Origin of the sequence: Sulfitobacter sp. R86518, assembly GCF_042466275.1 — a bacterium.
GTDB lineage: Bacteria > Pseudomonadota > Alphaproteobacteria > Rhodobacterales > Rhodobacteraceae > Sulfitobacter > Sulfitobacter pontiacus.
On the sequence record NZ_JAXHCA010000005.1, the window covers coordinates 555095 to 573927 of the forward strand.

General features: G+C 61.3%; 14 protein-coding genes. 8 read left to right on the top strand and 6 right to left on the bottom strand.

Going from position 1 to position 18833, the window contains the following annotated elements:
- Nucleotides 1-47: 47 nt before the first annotated feature.
- Both SJY36_RS03550 and SJY36_RS03555 read right to left on the bottom strand, forming a co-directional pair.
- Nucleotides 48-1310 (bottom strand): glycosyltransferase family 4 protein, encoded by a 1263-nt coding sequence (locus SJY36_RS03550; protein WP_386173012.1) that lies wholly within the window; start codon nucleotides 1308-1310, stop codon nucleotides 48-50.
- Nucleotides 1307-2512 carry a glycosyltransferase family protein gene (locus SJY36_RS03555; RefSeq protein WP_288960862.1) on the bottom strand — a complete coding sequence of 402 codons (1206 nt, stop codon included), beginning with the start codon at nucleotides 2510-2512 and terminating at the stop codon, nucleotides 1307-1309. The genes SJY36_RS03550 and SJY36_RS03555 overlap by 4 nt, the downstream gene beginning before the upstream one ends.
- Before the next feature lie 411 nt (nucleotides 2513-2923).
- Here SJY36_RS03555 and SJY36_RS03560 point away from each other — a divergent pair, with 411 nt between their 5' ends.
- Entirely contained in the window at nucleotides 2924-5356 is a 2433-nt protein-coding gene (locus tag SJY36_RS03560) for a mechanosensitive ion channel family protein (protein WP_386173015.1), read from the top strand.
- Nucleotides 5357-5435: 79 nt separating this feature from the next.
- Entirely contained in the window at nucleotides 5436-6206 is a 771-nt protein-coding gene (locus SJY36_RS03565; RefSeq protein ID WP_386173017.1) for an MBL fold metallo-hydrolase, read from the top strand.
- Nucleotides 6207-6279: 73 nt separating this feature from the next.
- Here the strand turns inward: SJY36_RS03565 and SJY36_RS03570 are convergent, their stop codons facing one another.
- The 4 genes from SJY36_RS03570 to SJY36_RS03585 are packed head-to-tail and all read right to left on the bottom strand — an operon-like array spanning nucleotide 6280 to nucleotide 12149.
- Nucleotides 6280-7434, bottom strand: coding sequence for an ABC transporter permease (locus SJY36_RS03570; RefSeq protein ID WP_386173019.1), 1155 nt, complete (start codon nucleotides 7432-7434; stop codon nucleotides 6280-6282).
- Entirely contained in the window at nucleotides 7431-8459 is a 1029-nt protein-coding gene (locus tag SJY36_RS03575; RefSeq protein ID WP_005851921.1) for an ABC transporter permease, read from the bottom strand. Before SJY36_RS03575 ends, SJY36_RS03570 begins: the two co-directional genes overlap by 4 nt.
- Nucleotides 8456-10381 (bottom strand): ABC transporter substrate-binding protein, encoded by a 1926-nt coding sequence (locus SJY36_RS03580; protein WP_386173021.1) that lies wholly within the window; start codon nucleotides 10379-10381, stop codon nucleotides 8456-8458. Before SJY36_RS03580 ends, SJY36_RS03575 begins: the two co-directional genes overlap by 4 nt.
- Entirely contained in the window at nucleotides 10374-12149 is a 1776-nt protein-coding gene (locus tag SJY36_RS03585) for a dipeptide ABC transporter ATP-binding protein (RefSeq protein WP_386173023.1), read from the bottom strand. The genes SJY36_RS03580 and SJY36_RS03585 overlap by 8 nt, the downstream gene beginning before the upstream one ends.
- Nucleotides 12150-12309: 160 nt before the next feature.
- Here SJY36_RS03585 and SJY36_RS03590 point away from each other — a divergent pair, with 160 nt between their 5' ends.
- From SJY36_RS03590 to SJY36_RS03615, 6 genes are all read left to right on the top strand, one after another.
- The gene (locus SJY36_RS03590; protein WP_289084718.1) at nucleotides 12310-12804 is read left to right on the top strand and encodes a class I SAM-dependent methyltransferase; all 495 of its coding nucleotides are present in this window, start codon (nucleotides 12310-12312) and stop codon (nucleotides 12802-12804) included.
- A 165-nt stretch (nucleotides 12805-12969) separates the two neighbouring features.
- On the top strand, nucleotides 12970-14025 hold the full coding sequence (locus SJY36_RS03595) for a C4-dicarboxylate TRAP transporter substrate-binding protein (RefSeq protein WP_386173025.1): 1056 nt from the start codon (nucleotides 12970-12972) through the stop codon (nucleotides 14023-14025).
- Between the two features lie 27 nt (nucleotides 14026-14052).
- A complete protein-coding gene (locus SJY36_RS03600) occupies nucleotides 14053-14586 on the top strand; it encodes a TRAP transporter small permease (protein ID WP_005851926.1) in 534 nt (177 codons plus the stop codon).
- On the top strand, nucleotides 14586-15926 hold the full coding sequence (locus SJY36_RS03605; RefSeq protein WP_005851928.1) for a TRAP transporter large permease: 1341 nt from the start codon (nucleotides 14586-14588) through the stop codon (nucleotides 15924-15926). The genes SJY36_RS03600 and SJY36_RS03605 overlap by 1 nt, the downstream gene beginning before the upstream one ends.
- Nucleotides 15923-16699, top strand: a complete 777-nt coding sequence (locus SJY36_RS03610; RefSeq protein WP_009826240.1) for an IclR family transcriptional regulator — start codon at nucleotides 15923-15925, stop codon at nucleotides 16697-16699. The genes SJY36_RS03605 and SJY36_RS03610 overlap by 4 nt, the downstream gene beginning before the upstream one ends.
- A 28-nt stretch (nucleotides 16700-16727) precedes the next feature.
- Entirely contained in the window at nucleotides 16728-18824 is a 2097-nt protein-coding gene (locus SJY36_RS03615) for an FAD-dependent oxidoreductase (RefSeq protein WP_386173028.1), read from the top strand.
- Nucleotides 18825-18833: the final 9 nt, after the last annotated feature.

An 18833-nucleotide genomic window follows, 5' to 3' on the forward strand; every position in this document is an offset into this window, starting at 1 on the left:
TACCGGATGATCAGGCGACTTTAACGGAGCGTAGAACGCAAGCCGCATCAGCCGCCCTGTGCCAGCATGGCCGTCAGCCGTTTGTGTAGCTGGCGAATGCCGGGGGCCATGGTGAACTCTGCATGCAGCCGGTCGTGGGCGGCTTCGGCCAGCCGAGGGCCAAGCGATGGATCCTCCGCAAAACGCTGCATCGCCTCGGCAAGGGCGGCGGGGGCATCGTCGCTTAGCACGCCGGTGGTGCCGCTGGTGATGAATTCGGGGATGGCGGATACGGGCGTGCTGAGCAGCGGAAGCTTCTGGCTTGCCGCTTCCATCAGCACATTGGGCAGCCCGTCACGGTCGCCGTCCTTGGCAATGCGCGAGGGCAGCACGAACAGATCGGCGGCGCGCATCGCCGCGATCACCTCTGGCTGGTCGCAGGCCCCGCGCCAAGTGATCCGGTCGTTGATCCCGTGCGTTTCTGCGCGTGCTTTCATCGGTTCCGACAGGTCCCCGCCGCCGATATGGGTCCAGTGCCAGTCAAACTCATTCGGCAGCAGCGCCAGCGCGTCGATCAGGTTGTCAAAGCCCTTCTTCTCGACCATGCGCCCGACAGACATCATCTGGAACGGATCGCTTTTGGCGCGTTGGACCCGGGTTGGCGGTTCGGGGAAACGCGCCAGATCCAGCCCGTGATAGACCAGATCAATCCGGTCCGGGGCGGTGCTAAGACTGCGCAGATGTTGCGCGTTAAAGTCTGTGCAGGTGGCACCAAAGGCGGCACCGTGGCTGGCGGGGTCCAGCTTTTCGCGCAACTCCCATTCGGGCGAGGTCCAGATGTCCTTGGCGTGGGCAGAAAAGCTCCACGGTAGTCCGCGCAGGATCGCGGCATAGCGCGCGACCGAGGACGGGGTGTGCAGGAAATGCGCATAGATGCCGCGGGTCTCGGCGGGGAGCTCATGTGCCATGACGCAGGCCTGCCCAAAGCGGCGACGGCGGTTCGGGGTGTCATCGCGGGCAAGGTCTTGTTGGAAAACCTCCCATGCCGCGTCGTAGCCGGGCATGGCTTTCGTGGCCTCTTGTGCTGCGGCCACACGTTCGGGATCGTCGCGCAGGTATTCCGGCAAATAACGCACGCGCGCTTGTAGCCGGTCGTGCAACGGGTGGGTTTTCGTATCGGTCGGGTGGCGCAGCGACCAGATGTCGAACCGCAGACCAGCTTCTTCAAGGGCGACAAGTTCTTGTGCGATGAAGGTCTCGGACAGGCGGGGCCAGCCTTTGACCACAATGGCGAGGGGGGCGGGGGCGAGGGGGGCAGGGGTGTCGGTCATGCGCCACCGCCCATCAGGGCGCGGCCCCGTTCAACCACCACGTCAAGCCCGTCCAGCAGCCCGTCTGCACCGGCTTGCGAGGGTTTGTTCTGATGCGGCAAGTTGCGGATTGCGGCGATCATCGCCTGCGGCGTCATGCCATCACGGGTTTCTTCCAGCATTCGGACAAGCCCAAGCTCTTCGGCGCGGCTGGCACGGATCCATTGTTCCAATCGGGGCACGGTGCGCGGCACGATGACGGCGCGTTTGTCAAAAGACAGCACCTCGCAGAAGGTGTTGTAACCGCCCATGCAAACCACGCCCTCAGCCCCGACATAAAGCTGTTCGATCCGGCTATCAAAGCCAAGCGCGGTCACCCGTCCGCCCAGCTTGGCCACCCGCGCGTCAAAGGCGTCGCGGACGTCGCCGGACAGGAAGGGGCCGTAGATCAGCTTGGCATTTGGCGTCAGGTCGGGGTCTTGCTCGTAGGCGTCCAGCACCAGCGACACCATCGCGGCACCGTCCCCGCCGCCGCCGGGGGTAATCAGCACATAGGGCTCTTCGGCGGGGGGTGTTTCGTCCGGGGCCTCGCGGCGCAGGTAGCCGGTCCAATGCATCCGGTCGTGGGCCGCCTGCGACAGGGGCAGCCCCTTGGTCGGGTCATAGACATCTCGCATGCCGTAGACCCAAATCTCGTCATAGTATTTCTCGGTCGCCTCAACCGCGCCCTTGCGTTCCCATTCGGCGGCCAGCACCTCGGGTTCGTCCAGCACGTCGCGCAGGCCCAGCACGACTTTGGTGGTGCCATTCTCGCGCAGCCAGTCAAGGCTGGGCAGCAGTTCCCCGCGAAAGCCCGTCGGCTCTTTATCCACGATCAGCAGATCGGGGGTGTATTCCTCGATCGCGGTGCGGATCAGACCGGCCCGCAGGGAGGTAACCTCGTCGATATCAAGGCCAAGCGTTTGCGCCACATAGCTGCCGTCGGCAAGCTTCGTCACGCCCGGAAGGCGGATGTGGTCGACGCCTTTGGGAAAGGTGAAACGCCCCGCGACGGGCGATCCGGTCAGGATGATGGCCGAGGCATCTTCGTCGCCGTCCATCAAGGCGGCAGCCAGTGCGCGCGACCGCCGTAAGTGGCCCAATCCAAAGGTGTCGTGGCTATAGAAAAGCACCCGCCGCGCTGGTTTGCCATTGCGGGCGTTGTTCGAGACCGTTTGGCGCATGGGCCGATCCTAACTTAGTCAAATATCCTTGGCCGCACCTATCAGTCTGGCGGCTAGAAAGCGTTTATTGTCGAAGGCAGGTGAACCCGTCCCGCCCGATGCACCCAGAAACCGAATACACTCACATCACCTTGGTCTGCCGGTCGAACAGCCCAATAGGAATACCTTAGGCATCTATGGTGAACATGTCATGCATTTCAGCTCCTTCCGCCGTCGGCGCCCTTGAATAGGCTGCGAAAACCGGCGTTTGAGCGGGCCAAGCCCGTGGGAAGATGCGGCGCGTGTCATATTCGGCGTCCTTCGCGGTTCATCGTCAGGGGGAGTAGGTGGGGCCGGGGGGTTAAGATTGCAATGGCACGGGGGGTGGCTTAGCGTTCTGGGACTGCGCCCCAAGGCCATGAGCGAGGACATATGCGGCATTTCATCTTCACCCTTCTTTTGTCGCTGTGGGTCTTGCCCTTTGCCAACGCCGCGACGGCGCAAGGGGTTCTGTCCCTTTTGCCAACAGCGCAGGAAACTGCCGTCAGCGGTGCGGAAGGCGACGCCGCACGTCTGCAAGAGGTCATCAGACAAGCCGCTGAAAGCGGGGTGAGCGTGGTGGTCGTCGATAGCGCGGGCCAGTTGTTGAACCAGCCCGCATCTGCCCAAGCGACCGAGGGCGACCGGCAAGAGGCGGCGCTGGCCAAGGAAACCTCTGCGCTGATGCACCTGCAAGAACGGGGCAACCAGTTCCGCACTGCCTTGATCGAACGCATCGTTCAGTTGCCCGACGCGATCAACGAGGTGATCTATATCCTGCGGGCCGCCAGCCCGGATGGCACGCTTTGGGCCTTTGGTGAGACGCTGCTGGTGGCGCTCGCGCTGTTTGGCGTCGGGGCCGTGGTCGAGGTAGAGCTGTTCGGCAAGCGAATGGCACGCGGCTTCGTCACCGCCAAAGTGCAGGCGAACCCCGTCGGCTATACCGAAAAGATGCCGTTTCTGGTGTTTCGGTTTTTCATGGGGGTCATCGGCGTTCTGGTGTCGATGGTGGTGGCCTATATTCTGGGCACGCTGCTGTTTGGACCGCTTGAAGACACGGCGATCCAGTTCACTGTCACGCTGATCAACATCGGCTATTTCGTCTGTCGCGTGGCCGCGGGCCTGTGGCGGATGATCCTGTCACCCTTCCTGTCGCAATACCGCATCCCCGTGTTCAGCGACCGCGACGCCAAACGGCTGCACCGCTGGCTGTGGATGATGGCAAGCCTTGATACCGTCGCGATCCTGTTCGGTATCTGGATCGCTGAACTGGGGCTGAATTATGATGTCTATGCTTTCATCGCCTCCCTGATGTCGGCGGCGATCGTCGTGGCGAATATTCTGATGATCTGGGTCAACCGCCGCCCCATTTCAAACGCGCTGCGCCAGGGCAAGCCCGCGTCGGAATGCAGCGCCGTGGGGCGCTTTATGTCGCGGGCCTGGGCACCGCTGGTGGTGGCCTACGCGATTTTTGCCTGGTTCGAACTGACCTATGATCTGGTGCTCGAGAACCCAAGCTCCGTGCCTCTGATCGCGGGGGCCTATGGTATTCTGGTGTCGATTATCGTGGTCTACGGCGTGATCAACTATGCTATTGAACGCGGCTTTGCCCGCGCGCGCATGATACGCCGCCTGAACGAGCTGCGCCGCGAAAAGCGCGCTGATGCCGCCCTGGACGAGGATGCGCCCGAGGCCGCCGGCACAGCGCAAGCGGATGATACCATGTCGCTGGACGAGGCTGACAGACAGGCCGCAATGGTGCCACGCCAAAGTCTCACCAGCTTTGAAGGTCTGGCGCGGCGCGTGGCCGGTATCCTCGCCTTTGTTACGGGGGCCTATGCGTTCTTCTATATCTGGGACACAGAAGCAACGTTGATGGTCGAAAGCCACGCGGACAAGCTGCTGGACGTGATGGTGATCCTGTTTATCGGCTACGTCGTCTATCACGCCTTCCGCATCTGGATCGACAGCAAGATCGAGGCCGAAACCGCCGACCAGCCCGAGGCGGAACTGGGCGACGAAGGCAGCGGCGCGTCCTCTGCCAGCCGGTTGGCAACGCTGCTGCCGCTGTTTCGCAACTTTGTCCTGATCGTTCTGATCGTGACCATCGCCCTCATCGTGTTGATGGAATTCGGGATCAATGTCGGCCCGCTGTTCGCCGGTGCGGGGATCGTCGGTGTTGCCGTCGGCTTTGGCAGTCAGGCACTGGTGCGCGATATCTTTGCCGGCGCGTTCTTTCTGTTCGACGATGCTTTCCGCAAGGGGGAATACCTTGATGTGGGCGGCGTGAAGGGCACGGTCGAGAAAATCTCGGTCCGGTCGTTCCAGCTGCGCCACCATCTGGGCGCGCTGCACACTATTCCCTTTGGCGAGCTGCAGGTGATGACCAACTACAGCCGCGACTGGGTGATCATGAAGTTGCCGTTGCGGGTGACCTATGACACCGATGTCGAACGCGTTCGCAAGCTGATCAAAAAGCTTGGAATCGCGCTGCTGGATGATCCGGTGATCGGCGACAACTTTATCCAGCCGCTGAAATCGCAGGGCGTGATTGAAATGCAGGATTCCGCTATGATCATCCGGGTCAAGTTCATGACCAAGCCGGGGGATCAATGGCTGGTGCGCAAGAAGGTCTATGAGGAAATCCGAGCCTTGTTCGAGCGCGAAGGAATCCGTTTTGCCCATCGGGAGGTCACTGTGCGTCTGGCCGACGGCAAGGTCAAAGACCTGAGCGACGAGGAACGCGACGCGGTGACCGCAGCGGCGCAGGCATCGCTGGAAGAAGAGGCACAAACCGGCCCGGAACCGGGCGGCGACGACCGATAGCCGCGTCTCGCGCAGTTGTGACATTGAAACGGCGGCGGCGGGCGCTAGCATCGTTGTTACCTGCAACAGGAGAATTCCCATGAAACAGTCCAGACGCCAATTCCTGACGACCACCGTCGCCACCGCCGGGGTTGTGACGCTACTGCCTTATGCCGCGCAAGCCGCGGCGCACGGTGGTAATATGTTCCCCATGACCGGCGGCGAGGTCAAAGTGCACCCCATCGACCACGCGTCCTTTGTGATGGAGACGCCAGCCGGCGTGATCTACTGCGATCCCGTGGGCGAGGTTGCCAATTACAACGATTTTGCCACCCCCGATCTGATCCTGATCACCCACGAGCACGGCGATCACTATAACGCCGAAACACTGGCCGGTGTGGTGGGCGAAAACACGCAGATCCTTACCAATCCTGCGGTCTACGACATGCTACCCGAGGCACTGAAGGCCAAGGCGAATGCGCTGGCCAACGGCGAGCAGGCGATGTTCAACGAGGTCTCGATCGAGGCGATCCCCGCCTATAACACCACCGAAGAACGCAAGCAGTTCCACCCGCAGGGGCGTGACAACGGCTATATCGTGAACCTCAGCGATTTCCGCGTGTATATCTCGGGCGATACCGAAGCGACGCCGGAGATGCTGGCGCTAGAGAATATCGATCTGGCGTTTGTCTGTATGAACCTGCCGTTTACCATGGACGCGACCTCGGCCGCGGCTGCGGTGTCGACGTTCAAACCCTCTTTTGTCTACCCCTACCATTACCGTGGGCGCGACGACGGCACGCAAGACCCCGCCGCCTTTGCCGCCATGGTCGGCGAGGGGATCGAAGTCAAAATGGGCGACTGGTACTGATCCGGCGCAGCGGGGGGCCAGCCCCCCGCACCCCCCGGGATTTAGACCATTTGGAACTGAAGGCCCCAGCGGGTCAGGATTTATACGGATCAAGACTTGCGCGCAGACCATCGCCCAGGAAGTTGAACGCTAGCACCACGACGATGATCGGCAGCATGGGAATGGCGGTCCACCAGTAGATTTCGATGCTCGCCAGATTTTGCGCGTCATTCAGCATGACGCCCCAGCTGACCGCGGGCGCGCGTAGACCCAACCCGAGGAAGCTAAGCGCGGTTTCCCCAAGGATCATCGCCGGGATCGATAGGGTCGCGCTGGCGATCAGATGCGACATGAAATTCGGCAACAGGTGTTTGCGGATCACCCGTGCGGGCGACGCGCCCATCATCTCGGCCGCTTTGACGTATTCCTCTTCACGCAGGCTCAGGAATTTTGACCGCACCGCCCGCGCCAGGCCGGGCCAGTCCAGAATGCCGAGGATGATCGAGATGATAAAGAACACCGACACCGGCCCCCAGTTCGACGGCACCGCCGCCGAAAGCGCGAGCCAGAGCGGGAGCTCTGGCAAGGACCGCAAAATCTCGATCGCGCGGTTGACCAGCCAGTCCGTCTTGCCGCCGAAGTAACCGGCCAGCGATCCAAAGAAGATCCCCAGTACAAAGCTGACCGTGATGCCGATCAATCCCACCGTCAAGGACAGCTGCGCGCCATAGAGGATGCGGCTGAACACATCGCGCCCCAACCGATCCGATCCCCAGAGAAATACCGTCGCCCCGTCGGGCGCACAAAACAAGTGGGTGTCGCTGGGGATGACAGCGAAGAGGTGGTAGGTTTCACCCTTACAAAAATACTCAATCTTGCGCGGGTTGCTGGTTTCGGTGTCGTAGACCCAGCGGAAATTCACCAGATCCGCAGTGCCCTTCGTCTCGTAGACAAAGGGGCCGATGAAACTGTCCTCGTGCCAAAGGTTGATGCTTTGGGGTGGCGCGTAGATGTGTTCGGCATTGCGCTCGTTTGGTGTGTAGGGCGCGATGAACCCGGCCACTGGCAGGATCAGATAGCAGAAGGCCAGAAACAGCCCGGATACCAGCGCCAGCTTGTGCCGCCGGAACTTGCGCCACATGAGCCGCGCGACAGAGGCGTCCATCTCGGCGCGCTCAAGCGCGGAAAGATCGGCGTCGTCGGTCCAGGGGGTGGTGTCGACAAAGCGGTTGTCCGGCTGGATGCTCATGAGCTGCGTGCCCCGTAACGGATGCGCGGATCAAGCAGGACCAGCAGCATGTCAGAGATCATCGTGCCGATCAGCGTCAGCAGGGCCACGAACATCAGGATGAACGCCGCGAGGAACTGGTCTTGGGACTTCAGTGCCACCAGCAGATAGGGCCCGATGGTTTGCAGGCCCAGCACCACCGATACCAGCACAGAGCCCGAGACCATCGCAGGCAGCAGGTTCCCGATATCCGCGACAAAGGGGTTGAAGGCCACGCGCAACGGGTATTTCGACAGCAGACGCGCGGGGCCCATACCCTTGGCCTTGGCGGTTTCCACATAGGGTTTATCAAGTTCGTCGAGCATATTCGCTCGTAACCGCTGCATCATCGCGGCGGCTCCGGCGGTGCCGATCACAAAGGTCGGTACGATCAGGTGCAGCAGGACGGAGCGTACTTTCTCCCAGGACATGGGCTGGCCCTCAAGCTCGGGGGCCATAAGCCCGCCAATCGGCAGGTCAAAGTATTTATGGCCATAGTAAAACAGGATCAGGGCCAGCAGGAAGTTCGGTGTCGCCAGCCCGAGGTAGCCCAGAAAGCCAGCGGTATAATCGACCCAAGTCTCGGATTTGGCTGCGGCGAGCACGCCAAGCGGCAGGGCGATAAGATAAACGAATAATACGGCGGCGAGATTGACCAGCACCGTCATCCATAGCGCATCGCCGACGATTTCGCCCACGGGGCGGTCAAACTCGAACGACCAGCCGAAATTGCCTTGGATCAAGCCGGCAAACCCCTGCGGCCCCGGCACCATGCCGACCCAGATCAGGTATTGTTTCCAGATCGGTTCATCCAGCGCGTATTCGTGACGCAGAAACTCGGCCTTGGCGACGCCTTCGGCCTGACCCGTCGCGCGCAACTCGGCGATCTGGTTCGACAGATAGTCGCCGGGGGGCAGGTTGATGATGACGAAGACCAGAAGCGAGACCACCCAGAGGGTCAGTAGCATGGTGATGAAACGCCACACGGCGTATCGGAGGAAGATCATCGGCTTACCTGCACATGGGGGTCTTGGAAGTAGAATTCGTCGATGCGGTGAATGCCGAAATGCGCGCCGGGATCAAAGGCCCAGATTCCATGCTCCGGTACATTCATCAGGTCGTTTGAGGCGACGACGGGTTGCGGGGCCTCGGCCAGCACGCCGATGGCGAATTGCTGTTCGGCGTGGATGGCGAGCATCCGCTTCCAGATGTCTTCGCGCACCTGTGGGTCGTCGGTGTGGTTCCAGTCATTCGCCAGCAGCATCAGCCGTTTCGCGGGCTGCATATCGGGGGGCGACCCGGCCTGTCCGACTGTTTGGTAGTATTGTCCCCACATCGGCCAGGCAAAGAATTCCTGATTGGTGGGCGCCAGATAAGAAGGAGAGGTCGACGGCCCCGGAAGCCCGTTGTCCCAGCCGAACCATACCGAGGCCATGGTCCGCCCCGCATAGATCCGGTTGCGCAGGATATCGCGGTCCAGCGGGCGCATGATCAGGCGGATGCCCAGCTCACGCCATGTGTCCGCGATGATCGCCAGCGCGTTTTCTTCCTCGCTGCGTTCGCCGGCGGTTTCGATCACGAATTCCATCGGGCGGCCATCGGGAAGCTTGCGAAGCCCTGCTGGGGTGCGGTCGGTCAGACCCATATCATCCAACAGCGCGTTGGCGTGGGCGAGGTTCATCATGGACCACGCATGTGTGTTGTCGTCGTTGTAAAGCGCGCTTTGCGACAGGGCGGACATGCCGCCTTCGCTGGCGAGGCCAAAATAGAGCGCGCGGTTGATCATGCGTCGATCGATGCCGAGGCTCAGGGCGCGGCGAAAACGCACGTCGCGCATGACCTCGCGCCACACGGGGTCGGCGAAGTTCAGGTTGGGATAGATGGCGATCTGGCTGGCGGCACCGTTGGCCCAAAGCAGGGTACGGTATTTGCCGCCGTCCGCCTCGCCTTTCTTGAGGATCGCGACATCGGGGAAATCGAGCCCGCGCGCCTGCAGGTCGACCTCGCCCGCGTTGGCCTTGGCCGCGATCAGCCCTCCGCCGACCACGGTCATCTGCACCACATCGATATAGGGCAGCTGCACGCCCCGGCTGTCGATACGGTGGAAATAGGGGTTACGCACAAAGACCTTGCGCGAGCTGTCCTTGTCCGAGGAGTTGATCCACGGCTGCAGGGTCGGCAGCGCGGGGTTGTCGAACTTGTACATATTGTCGCGCTTGTTGTGCAGCGCGGCCCAGCTTTTGACCCGCGCGGCTTTGACCTTTTCGACCAGGGCATCGGGATCGGCGAACTTCTTATGGAACTGCGACAGGTAGTGGGCGGGGCGATAGATGAACGGTGGGCTTGCTTGCGCCAGCAGCGGCAGGAAATTCGGATTGGGGATCTGCCATTCGAACACGACCGTATGTTCATCGGGGAAGGTGACCTTTCCCAGGCGGTTGTCCACGATCATGAAATCCGGCGGCCCGCTGGGGGTGATGTCCGGGTCGTTGGCAACATTTTCCCACCAGTAACGGAAATCATCCGAGGTAAAGGGCATGCCGTCCGACCAGCGGTGACCGGGGCGCAGGTGAAGCGTGAATTTGCGCCCTTCTTCCACGTCCACCGCGGCGAGGATATCGGGGGCAAGCGTGTAGTCAGGCTGATACCCCACCAGCCGCGCGTAGCCGTAAACGACCATCTGCCGCACGTCCTTGGTGCGCGAGATCAACGTGCGTAGCGTCCCGCCCTGACGCCCAAAGCTGCGGCCCTTGGCTTCGAGGTCGACGACCAGAGGCTCTGACGGGATGCGGTCCTGAACGTGGGGCAGGTTGCCGGCATTGACCTCTTGCGCCCAAAAGCTGCTTTCTTGCAGCACGGGGCCGTCGCTATGCGCGGCAAGGGGCGCGAAGGCAAGGGTCGCGGCGAGGGCAAGGAGGAACTTACGCATGACAACGTACCTTATGGCCGGGCTCAAGCTCGCGCAGGGCGGGGGCGTGATGGCCTTCAAAGCGGAACTGTTCGGGCCAGAGCATGGGAGAGCCCGCGCCCTTGGCGACCAGATCAAGATCGATGGGCCGGCTGATGTCGGGTTCGGGCTGTGCCGCGATCAAGGCGCGGGTGTAGGGGTGTTGCGGATTGTAGAACAACGTGTCGGGCGGGGCCTGCTCGACGATCACGCCAGCGCGCATGACCGCGACCTCGTCCGCGATGCGGGCAACGACCGCCAGATCGTGGCTGATGAACAGATAGCTCAGGTTGGCGCGGTCGCGGATGTCTTCGAGCAGGGTCAGAATTTGCTCTTGGACCGAGACATCCAGCGCCGAGGTGGGTTCGTCGCAGATCAGCAGCTTCGGATCGAGCGTCAGCGCGCGGGCAATGGACAGCCGTTGGCGCTGGCCGCCTGAAAACGCATGCGGGAAACGGCCAAGCATATCAGGGTTCAATCCGACCCACCGCAGCATTTCGGCCGCCTTTTCGCGGCGGTCTCGGGCGGTGCCGATGTTGTGCACCTCCATCGGTTCGGTCAGGGCTTGCTGCACGCGCATCCGCGGGCTGAGCGAGGAATACGGGTCCTGAAACACCATCTGCGCTTGCCGTTGAAATGCGGTGCGTTCAGTGGGCGACAGATCATGCACGGCCAGCGGTGCGGCGGCGGGGTCGGGGCGAAACAGCACTTCGCCGCCGGCATCGGGACGTTCGGCCCCCATGGCGATGCGGGCGCAGGTGGTCTTGCCCGATCCGCTTTCGCCAACAATCGCCAGTGTCTTGCCACGGGGTAGTTGCAGGTCAACGTGCTGGCAGGCGGATACGGACACTGGCTTGCGCCAGCCGCCTGCCCGCATGGTGTAAGTCTTGGACACGTCGCGCAGATCAAGGATCACATCGTCTGCGGGCTTCGTGGAAGCGGGGGCAGGGGCGGCCACGGCGGGGATCATCGGGGCGGCGGCGAAAAGCTTGGCGGTGTAGGGGTGGGCAGGGCTGCCCAACACCTCTTGCGCATCGCCCCGTTCCATCACGCGGCCCTTGTTCATCACCACGACGCGCTGCGCCATATTCGCCACGACGCCCAGATCATGGGTCACAAGGATCACACCCATACCGGTTTCTGCCTGCAACGACCGGATCAGCCCGAGCACCTGCGCCTGTGTCGTCACGTCCAAGGCGGTCGTCGGTTCGTCCGCGATCAACAGCTCGGGCTTGGCGACCATGGCCATGGCGATCATCGCGCGCTGGCGCATCCCGCCGGACATCTCGAACGGATAGCTTTTCCAGGCGCGCAGTGGATCGACAAAACCGACCTTCTCAAACTGTTCGAGCACGGCACGTTTAGCCGCCGTTCGTCCCATATTGCGGTGCAAACACAGCACTTCGGCGACCTGATCCCCAAGCCGGTGCAGCGGCGATAGCGACCGCATGGGCTCTTGAAAGATCATCGAGATGCGATCCCCCCGAATGGCGCGCATCTTCTTTTCGGGGAGGGACAGCAGGTTGACGGCACCCTCGGCCCCGTTGAACCGGATCGACCCGCCGCGCAACTGTGCCGCATCGGGCAGCAATCGCAAAACCGACCGGCAGGACAGCGTTTTGCCGGACCCGCTTTCGCCCACCAGCGCGAGGGTCTCGCCCGCGTTCAACGCAAAGCTGACGCCGTCCACGACCGACGGGCCGTTGCCGAAACCGATCGATAGATCATTTACTTCAAGAAGGGGGGCCATTGTCATCCCAAGCGGGTCAGAGCGATCATTACCTATCGAGTGAAGCCGATAAACACCCAAGCGTCTAGGGGGCAGCGCAAAAACCAAGCGTCAGCGGTACACAAAGGGGGGCGGCGTCCCCATGTTGCATCAGTACGACCCAACTCGAAGGAGAACCGCGATGAGCCGCCTGGACATTTTTATCGACCGTATGGTGTCACAGCGTGCGTGTATCGACCATGCCGCCGCCCTGACGCAGACAATGACGGGGCCGGTGTTCGAGCTGGGATTGGGCAATGGCCGTACCTTTCACCACATCCGTGAAACGATGCCCGACCGCGATATCTTTGTGTTTGAGCGCGCGGTTGCATCGAATCCCGATAGCACGCCCGAGGACCATCAGCTGATCCTGGGCGATGTGCACGAAACCCTGCCTGCGGCACTGACGCGCTTTGGCGCGAATGCGGCTCTGATTCACGCGGATCTTGGCGGGCATAACCTTGCAAAAAACGATGCTTTCGCGCGTGAAATCTCGCCTTTGATCGAGCCGTTATTGGCCGTCGGGGGCATCATGGTGTCCAGTGACCGGATGTATTTCGACAATTTGATCGAAATCCCCTTACCACCTGAAGCTGTGGAGGGGCGCTGCTTCATGTACCGCCGCGAGAAGTCGTGATCTGAATTAAGTACTTGATACGTAATGGTTAAATATTAAGCGGTGCCGGTATTCCGGCGCCGCTTTAAGTTTCGCTTGCACGTTCCAAATCCCCTCCCTAGTGTGCGCCCGAGACATAGTGAAACGATGTTTCGCATGGTAAAACAATTCTTGGGAGGGAATTACATGTTCTTTTTGAAAAACCTATCTTTCGCTGCTGCAATGACTGTGGCGGCTTCCGTTGCCGGTGCTGAAACCGTGCTGATCCACGGCGAAGCAGGCCCGAATCGCGGTGCCCGTGCAGACGCGTTGCAGTGGTTCGCCGATCAGGTTGCAGAGCGGTCGGAAAACGATCTGCGCCTCGACATCCAGTGGGGCGGCGCGCTGTTCAAGGCGAATGCGGCCGTACAGTCCATCGGTGACGGTGTGGCGGATATGGGGTCGGTGATTGCGGTGTATTACCCGCAGGAAATGGCCGCCTATGGCATCGCTGACCTGCCCGTAAACAACCCGGACGCCTGGGTCGGTATGCGCGCCACGGACGAGCTGATGCGGTCGAACCCCGCGATTGCGGAAAATCTGGCTGAAAAGAACCTCGTGTACATCGGCACATGGACCACCAGCCAGGTGAACATCGGCTGTAAGGGTGATGCGATCCGTTCGGTTGCCGATATCGCCGGCAAGAAAGTACGCGGCACAGGGGCCTACGGTAAGGTCTTTGGTGACGAAGGCGCGAACATGGTCAACATGTCGATCTATGACGCGTACCAAGGGCTCGACACCGGTCTGATCGACTGTAGCCAAGGGTATTCCTACGCTGTTGCCGCGCTGAAGCAGGCCGAAGTCATGGACAACTACACCCTGTTGAACTGGGGCCAGGTTGGCGGCGTCGGCATCTTCATGAACAAAGACATGTTCGATGCGCTGTCCGAAGATCAGCAAGCTGTGCTGCTGGAAACCGGTGCTGATCTGTCCGATGAATTCGGCCGCATGATCACAACCGCGAACGACAACGCCATTGCCGCGATGAAAGAGCAAGGCGTCGAAGTGTTCGAACTGCCCGCGGAAGAGCGCGCCAAGCTGGTCGAAGGCGGCGAGAAGTATCTGGCCGAGTGGGTCGAGACAGCCAACCGCACCGGTCTGCCGGGCGAGCAACTGCTGGAAGACTACAAGGCGCTGATCGCCAAATACACGCAAGAGCGCGACGACAACGGTTACCCTTGGGCAGCTGACAACAACTAAACACAAGCTTTGGGAGGAGCAGGGACCATGTTGGTACCACTTGAGAAAATCCTGTTGGGGTTGGGCGCGGCTGCGGTCATCCTTTTGGGGATCTTGATCACGTCCAACGTGGTCGCACGCGCCGTCTTCGCATCTAGCGTACCCGATAGCGTCACTTTGGTGCGGGAGCTGATGGTTGCGGCCATCCTCCTGCCCCTTGCGGCAGCGACCGCAAACCGCGCTCATGTTAGTGTGGCTTTTGTGTCCGACCGGTTCGGGCCCAAACTCCGGTCCTGGCTTATTGTGCTGGGGTCGGTCATGGGGATGATCGCCTTGGGCGGTCTGATCTATTCCGGCGGCCGCGAATTCCTGAGCGTTTGGGAAAAGGGCAGCTTTTTCTACGGTGACCTGAACCTGCCCAAATGGCCCGGACGTCTGTTGTTTGTGGTCGGTATCGCCGCCTGCTGGCTGCGTCTGGCGGAATTGGCGATCCGCGATGTGCGGACCATCCTGTCCGGGGGCATCGTTTCGGACGAAGAAAACCACACAATCGAGCTCGTTGCCGAAAAAGAGGTGCTGTAATGGATGCGTCGACCATCGGGCTGATTGCCTTTGCTGCCGTTCTGATCCTGTTGGCGCTGCGTGTGCCGATTGCCTTTGCGCTGGCCAGCGTCGCGACGATTGCGACCTTCTTTATCTTTGCCTTTCGCACCGGCACTTTCATGCCTGAACGTGCCATCCGTGCGACAACGTCGATGGTGTTCTCGAACTCCTTTGACCTGATACACTCCTACGATCTATCGATGATACCGCTGTTTGTCGCCCTTGGGCACATCGCCTATCGCGCGGATATCACGACCAAGATCTATCACGCGGCCAAGGTCTGGCTGACGCGTCTGCCCGGCGGTGTTGCCATGGCAAGTGTCATGGGCTGTGGCGGATTTTCGGCCATTACCGGCAGTTCTATCGCCTGTGCCTCGACCATGGGGAAAATTTGTACGCCCGAGATGCTGCGCATGGGCTATGACCCGCGTCTGGCAACAGCGTCGGTCGCGGCAGGGGGCACGCTGGGGTCGCTGATCCCGCCGTCGGTTTTGTTCATCATCTACGGTATCTTCACCGAGACCTCGATTTCGTCGCTGTTCCTCGCGGGTGTTTTGCCGGGGCTGCTGACGCTGGCGGGCTTTATCCTCGTGATTGCCGTCTGGGTCTGGCGTTCGCCCGAAATCGCCCCTTCGACAGCGACACGCTACTCCGCCAAAGAACGCTTTGCGGCGGCGGCTGAAAGCTGGCCTGCGGTCATGTTGTTCGTGTTGATCATCGGCGGTATCTACGGCGGTATCTTTACGGCGACCGAAGCGGCGGCTGTCTGCGTGGTCGCGGCGACGCTGATCGGTTTTGCGCAGCGCAAGCTGACCTTGCAGGGCTTGTGGGACGCGGTGAAAGAGACGTGCATCCAGACCGCGGCGATCTTCTTTATCGCGGCAGGGGCCAAGATCTTTGTGGCCTTTATCGCCCTGACCAACGTTGCCCCGATGATTGTGAATGTCGTGGCCGAGGCAGAGCTGTCCGTCGTGGTCCTGCTGCTGGCGATTGCCGCGATCTATCTGCTGCTTGGCATGTTCCTTGATCCCATCGGCATCATGGTTCTGACCCTGCCACTGATGATCCCGCTGGTGGAAAGCTATGACATGAACCTGATCTGGTTCGGTGTTGTGGTGATTAAACTGCTGGAAATCGGGCTGATCACGCCGCCTGTCGGGTTGAACGTCTTTGTCATCGCCAATGTGGTGGGCAAAGAGGCTCCGATCGACAAGATCTTTGCCGGTATCACGCGCTTCCTCAGCGTTGACGTGATCGTGCTGGTGCTGATCATGTCCTTCCCGATGATCTCGCTGCTTATTCCTATGGCGGCGCGATGAGTGGGGACACCACAGACAGGAAGTTTGCCAACACTCTGGCGCGGGGGCTTGCTGTATTGCGGGCCTTTCGCGCCAGTGACAGCGGGCTGACCCACGCGCAGATTGCCGACCGGACGGGGCTGCCCAAGCCTACGGTGTCGCGGCTGACCTATACGCTGTGCGAATTGGGCTACCTCAGCCACGGCGGGCGCAATGACCGCTTTCGGCTGGGGCCATCGGCCATCGCGCTTGGCTCTGTCGCATCGGTGGCGGTGAACTTTCTGGATTTGGTGTCCGACGCCATGCAAGAGCTGGCCGATAAAACGGGCACGCTATTGCTGGTTGCCGTGCGCGACGACGAGAAAATGATGCTGGTGCGCACATGGCGGCCACAGAATGCTTCGACCATCTGGCTGGAGCCGGGGCACCGGATTCCCGTGTTCGGATCGTCGTCAGGCATGGCCGTCGTGGCGTCACTTGGCGAAGAGCGCTTTGAGCAGTTGACGCCCGAAGCGGATATGCGAAGGTTCCGGGCGGAGGGATATTCGCAATTGATAGAACAAGGGTTCGCCTACGCGTCGGAGGGCACACGATATGCCAGTACGATCAACGCCGTAAGTGTCCCCTATTTTGCCGAAGAGTTCGGCGAACCGGTATCGTTCACCGCCGGGGCCATGCCACATGATTTGCCCGATTCCCGTATCGTGCAAGAGGTCGGCCCCGCGTTGCGTGAACTGGTGCGCGCGCTTGAGCAGCGCACCGGGCGCACCCCCGCGCTCAGCCGCCGGGACTGAAACAAGACTAGACCAAGGAATATGCTAAATGACTGACAAGATTGGATATACCCGCAAAGGCGACGTGGCCGTACTGCGGATCAAGAACCCCCCGGTCAATGCGTTGTCCCATGCTGTTCGTGAAGGTCTGGTGGCCGGTATGGCGCAGGCCGAGGCCGATGACGTCGTCAAAGCCGTGGTTATCGTCGGCGAGGGCCGCGCCTTTATCGCCGGTGCGGATATCACCGAATTCGGCAAAACGCCGCTGGAACCTTTCCTGCCGGATGTGTGCAAACGGATCGAGGATTCTCCGCTGATCGTTGTCGCCTCCATGCATGGTGTGTCCTTGGGCGGCGGGCTCGAGATCGCGCTGTCGGCGCATTACCGCGTGGCGCAGCCGTCGGCCAAAGTGGGCCTGCCCGAAGTGCATCTGGGCCTGATCCCCGGTGCCGGTGCGACCCAGCGTTTGCCGCGTCTGATCGGCGTGGACCCCTCGCTTGATCTGATCACCTCTGGCCGTCAGGTCAAAGCGGCCGAAGCCGAAAGCCTTGGCATCGTCGATCAGGTCACCGAGGGCGACCCCGAGGATGTGGGCGTCGCCTATGCCGAGAACCTGATCGCCACCAACGCACCGCGCCGCCCCGTCAGCGAGATGGCGGCACCCGCGCCGATCGACTGGGATGCCGCTTATGACGGGACGCTGAAAAAGGGGCGGGGGCAAATCTCTCCGGCGCAGGCGGTCCGCGCTGTTCAGGCCGCGGCAGAGTTGCCCTTTGACGAAGGCATGCTGGCCGAGCGCAAGATTTTCATGGAGTTGATGGAGACAGACCAGCGTCAGGGCATGATCCACGCGTTCTTCTCTGAGCGTGCGGTAGGCAACCTGCCGGAACTGAAAGGCGTCGAACCCCGCGCGTTGCAATCCATCGGCATCATCGGCGGCGGCACCATGGGCGCAGGCATCGCCACGGCTGCGCTGTTGGCAGGCTTCAACGTCGTGCTGATCGAGATGAAGGAAGACGCCGCTGAGGCCGCGCGCGGTCGCATCGCGGGCAATCTTTCCGGCGCGCTTAAGCGTGGCAAGATCACGCAGATGAAATACGACGCGATGACCAACACAGCACTTGAGGTGTCGATCAACTATGACAGCCTCGCCTCGGTCGATCTGGTGATCGAAGCCGTGTTCGAGGACATGGGTGTCAAGAAAGAGGTGTTCGGCAAGCTTGATGCCGTGTGCAAACCCGGTGCTATTCTGGCGTCCAACACATCCTATCTGGATGTGGACGAGATCGCGGCCAGCACTTCGCGCCCTGCGGATGTGATCGGGCTGCACTTCTTCTCGCCCGCGCATATCATGAAGCTGCTCGAAGTGGTCGTCGCCGAAAAGACCGCCCCCGATGTGGTCGCCACGGGCTTTGCCCTTGGCAAGGCGCTGAACAAGATTTCCGTGCGCGCCGGTGTCTGCGACGGCTTTATCGGCAACCGTATTCTGGCAACCTACCGCACCGCTGCCGATCACATGGTGCTTGATGGCGCATCGCCGTTCCAGATCGACAAGGCGCTGGTGGATTTCGGCTTTGCCATGGGCCCCTTTGCCGTGGGCGATCTGGCCGGACTCGATATCGGCTGGGCCACACGCAAGCGCAAGGCGGCGACGCGCCACCCTGCCGAACGCGTGCCGACATACCCCGACAAGATCTGCGAAGCGGGCAACTTTGGTCAGAAGACCGGCAAAGGCTACTATATCTATGAGGCCGGATCGCGCGGCGGCGTGCCGAACCCCGAAGTGTCCGAGCTGATCGCCGCCGAACGCGCCGAGCGTGGCATCACCCCGCGTGACTTTACCGACGCAGAGATTGTCCGCCGCTATATGGCCGCGATGGTCAACGAGGCGGCAAAGGTCGTGGGCGAGGGTATCGCAAAGCGGCCCTTGGACGTGGATATGGTCCTGCTCTTTGGCTACGGCTTCCCGCGCTACTGGGGTGGCCCGATGAAATGGGCCGACCTGCAAGGGCTGCCTGCGCTGCTGGCCGACATCGAAAGCTACGCCAAGGAAGACGCCTGGTTCTGGGAACCCGCGCCGCTGCTGAAACAGCTGGTGGCCGAAGGGCGCAGCTTTGACGACCTGAACAAACAAGCCGCTAAGTAAATGAACAAG

What these genes read in the sequence shown, in the direction of transcription:
- SJY36_RS03610 (WP_009826240.1), top strand. Translation starts at nt 15,923, where the DNA reads ATGAGTGGGGACACCACAGACAGGAAGTTTGCCAACACTCTGGCGCGG.
- SJY36_RS03600 (WP_005851926.1), top strand. Translation starts at nt 14,053, where the DNA reads ATGTTGGTACCACTTGAGAAAATCCTGTTGGGGTTGGGCGCGGCTGCG.
- SJY36_RS03565 (WP_386173017.1), top strand. Translation starts at nt 5,436, where the DNA reads ATGAAACAGTCCAGACGCCAATTCCTGACGACCACCGTCGCCACCGCC.
- SJY36_RS03585 (WP_386173023.1), bottom strand. Translation starts at nt 12,149, where the DNA reads ATGGCCCCCCTTCTTGAAGTAAATGATCTATCGATCGGTTTCGGCAAC.
- SJY36_RS03615 (WP_386173028.1), top strand. Translation starts at nt 16,728, where the DNA reads ATGACTGACAAGATTGGATATACCCGCAAAGGCGACGTGGCCGTACTG.
- SJY36_RS03580 (WP_386173021.1), bottom strand. Translation starts at nt 10,381, where the DNA reads ATGCGTAAGTTCCTCCTTGCCCTCGCCGCGACCCTTGCCTTCGCGCCC.
- SJY36_RS03555 (WP_288960862.1), bottom strand. Translation starts at nt 2,512, where the DNA reads ATGCGCCAAACGGTCTCGAACAACGCCCGCAATGGCAAACCAGCGCGG.
- SJY36_RS03575 (WP_005851921.1), bottom strand. Translation starts at nt 8,459, where the DNA reads ATGATCTTCCTCCGATACGCCGTGTGGCGTTTCATCACCATGCTACTG.
- SJY36_RS03595 (WP_386173025.1), top strand. Translation starts at nt 12,970, where the DNA reads ATGTTCTTTTTGAAAAACCTATCTTTCGCTGCTGCAATGACTGTGGCG.
- SJY36_RS03550 (WP_386173012.1), bottom strand. Translation starts at nt 1,310, where the DNA reads ATGACCGACACCCCTGCCCCCCTCGCCCCCGCCCCCCTCGCCATTGTG.
- SJY36_RS03560 (WP_386173015.1), top strand. Translation starts at nt 2,924, where the DNA reads ATGCGGCATTTCATCTTCACCCTTCTTTTGTCGCTGTGGGTCTTGCCC.
- SJY36_RS03570 (WP_386173019.1), bottom strand. Translation starts at nt 7,434, where the DNA reads ATGAGCATCCAGCCGGACAACCGCTTTGTCGACACCACCCCCTGGACC.
- SJY36_RS03590 (WP_289084718.1), top strand. Translation starts at nt 12,310, where the DNA reads ATGAGCCGCCTGGACATTTTTATCGACCGTATGGTGTCACAGCGTGCG.
- SJY36_RS03605 (WP_005851928.1), top strand. Translation starts at nt 14,586, where the DNA reads ATGGATGCGTCGACCATCGGGCTGATTGCCTTTGCTGCCGTTCTGATC.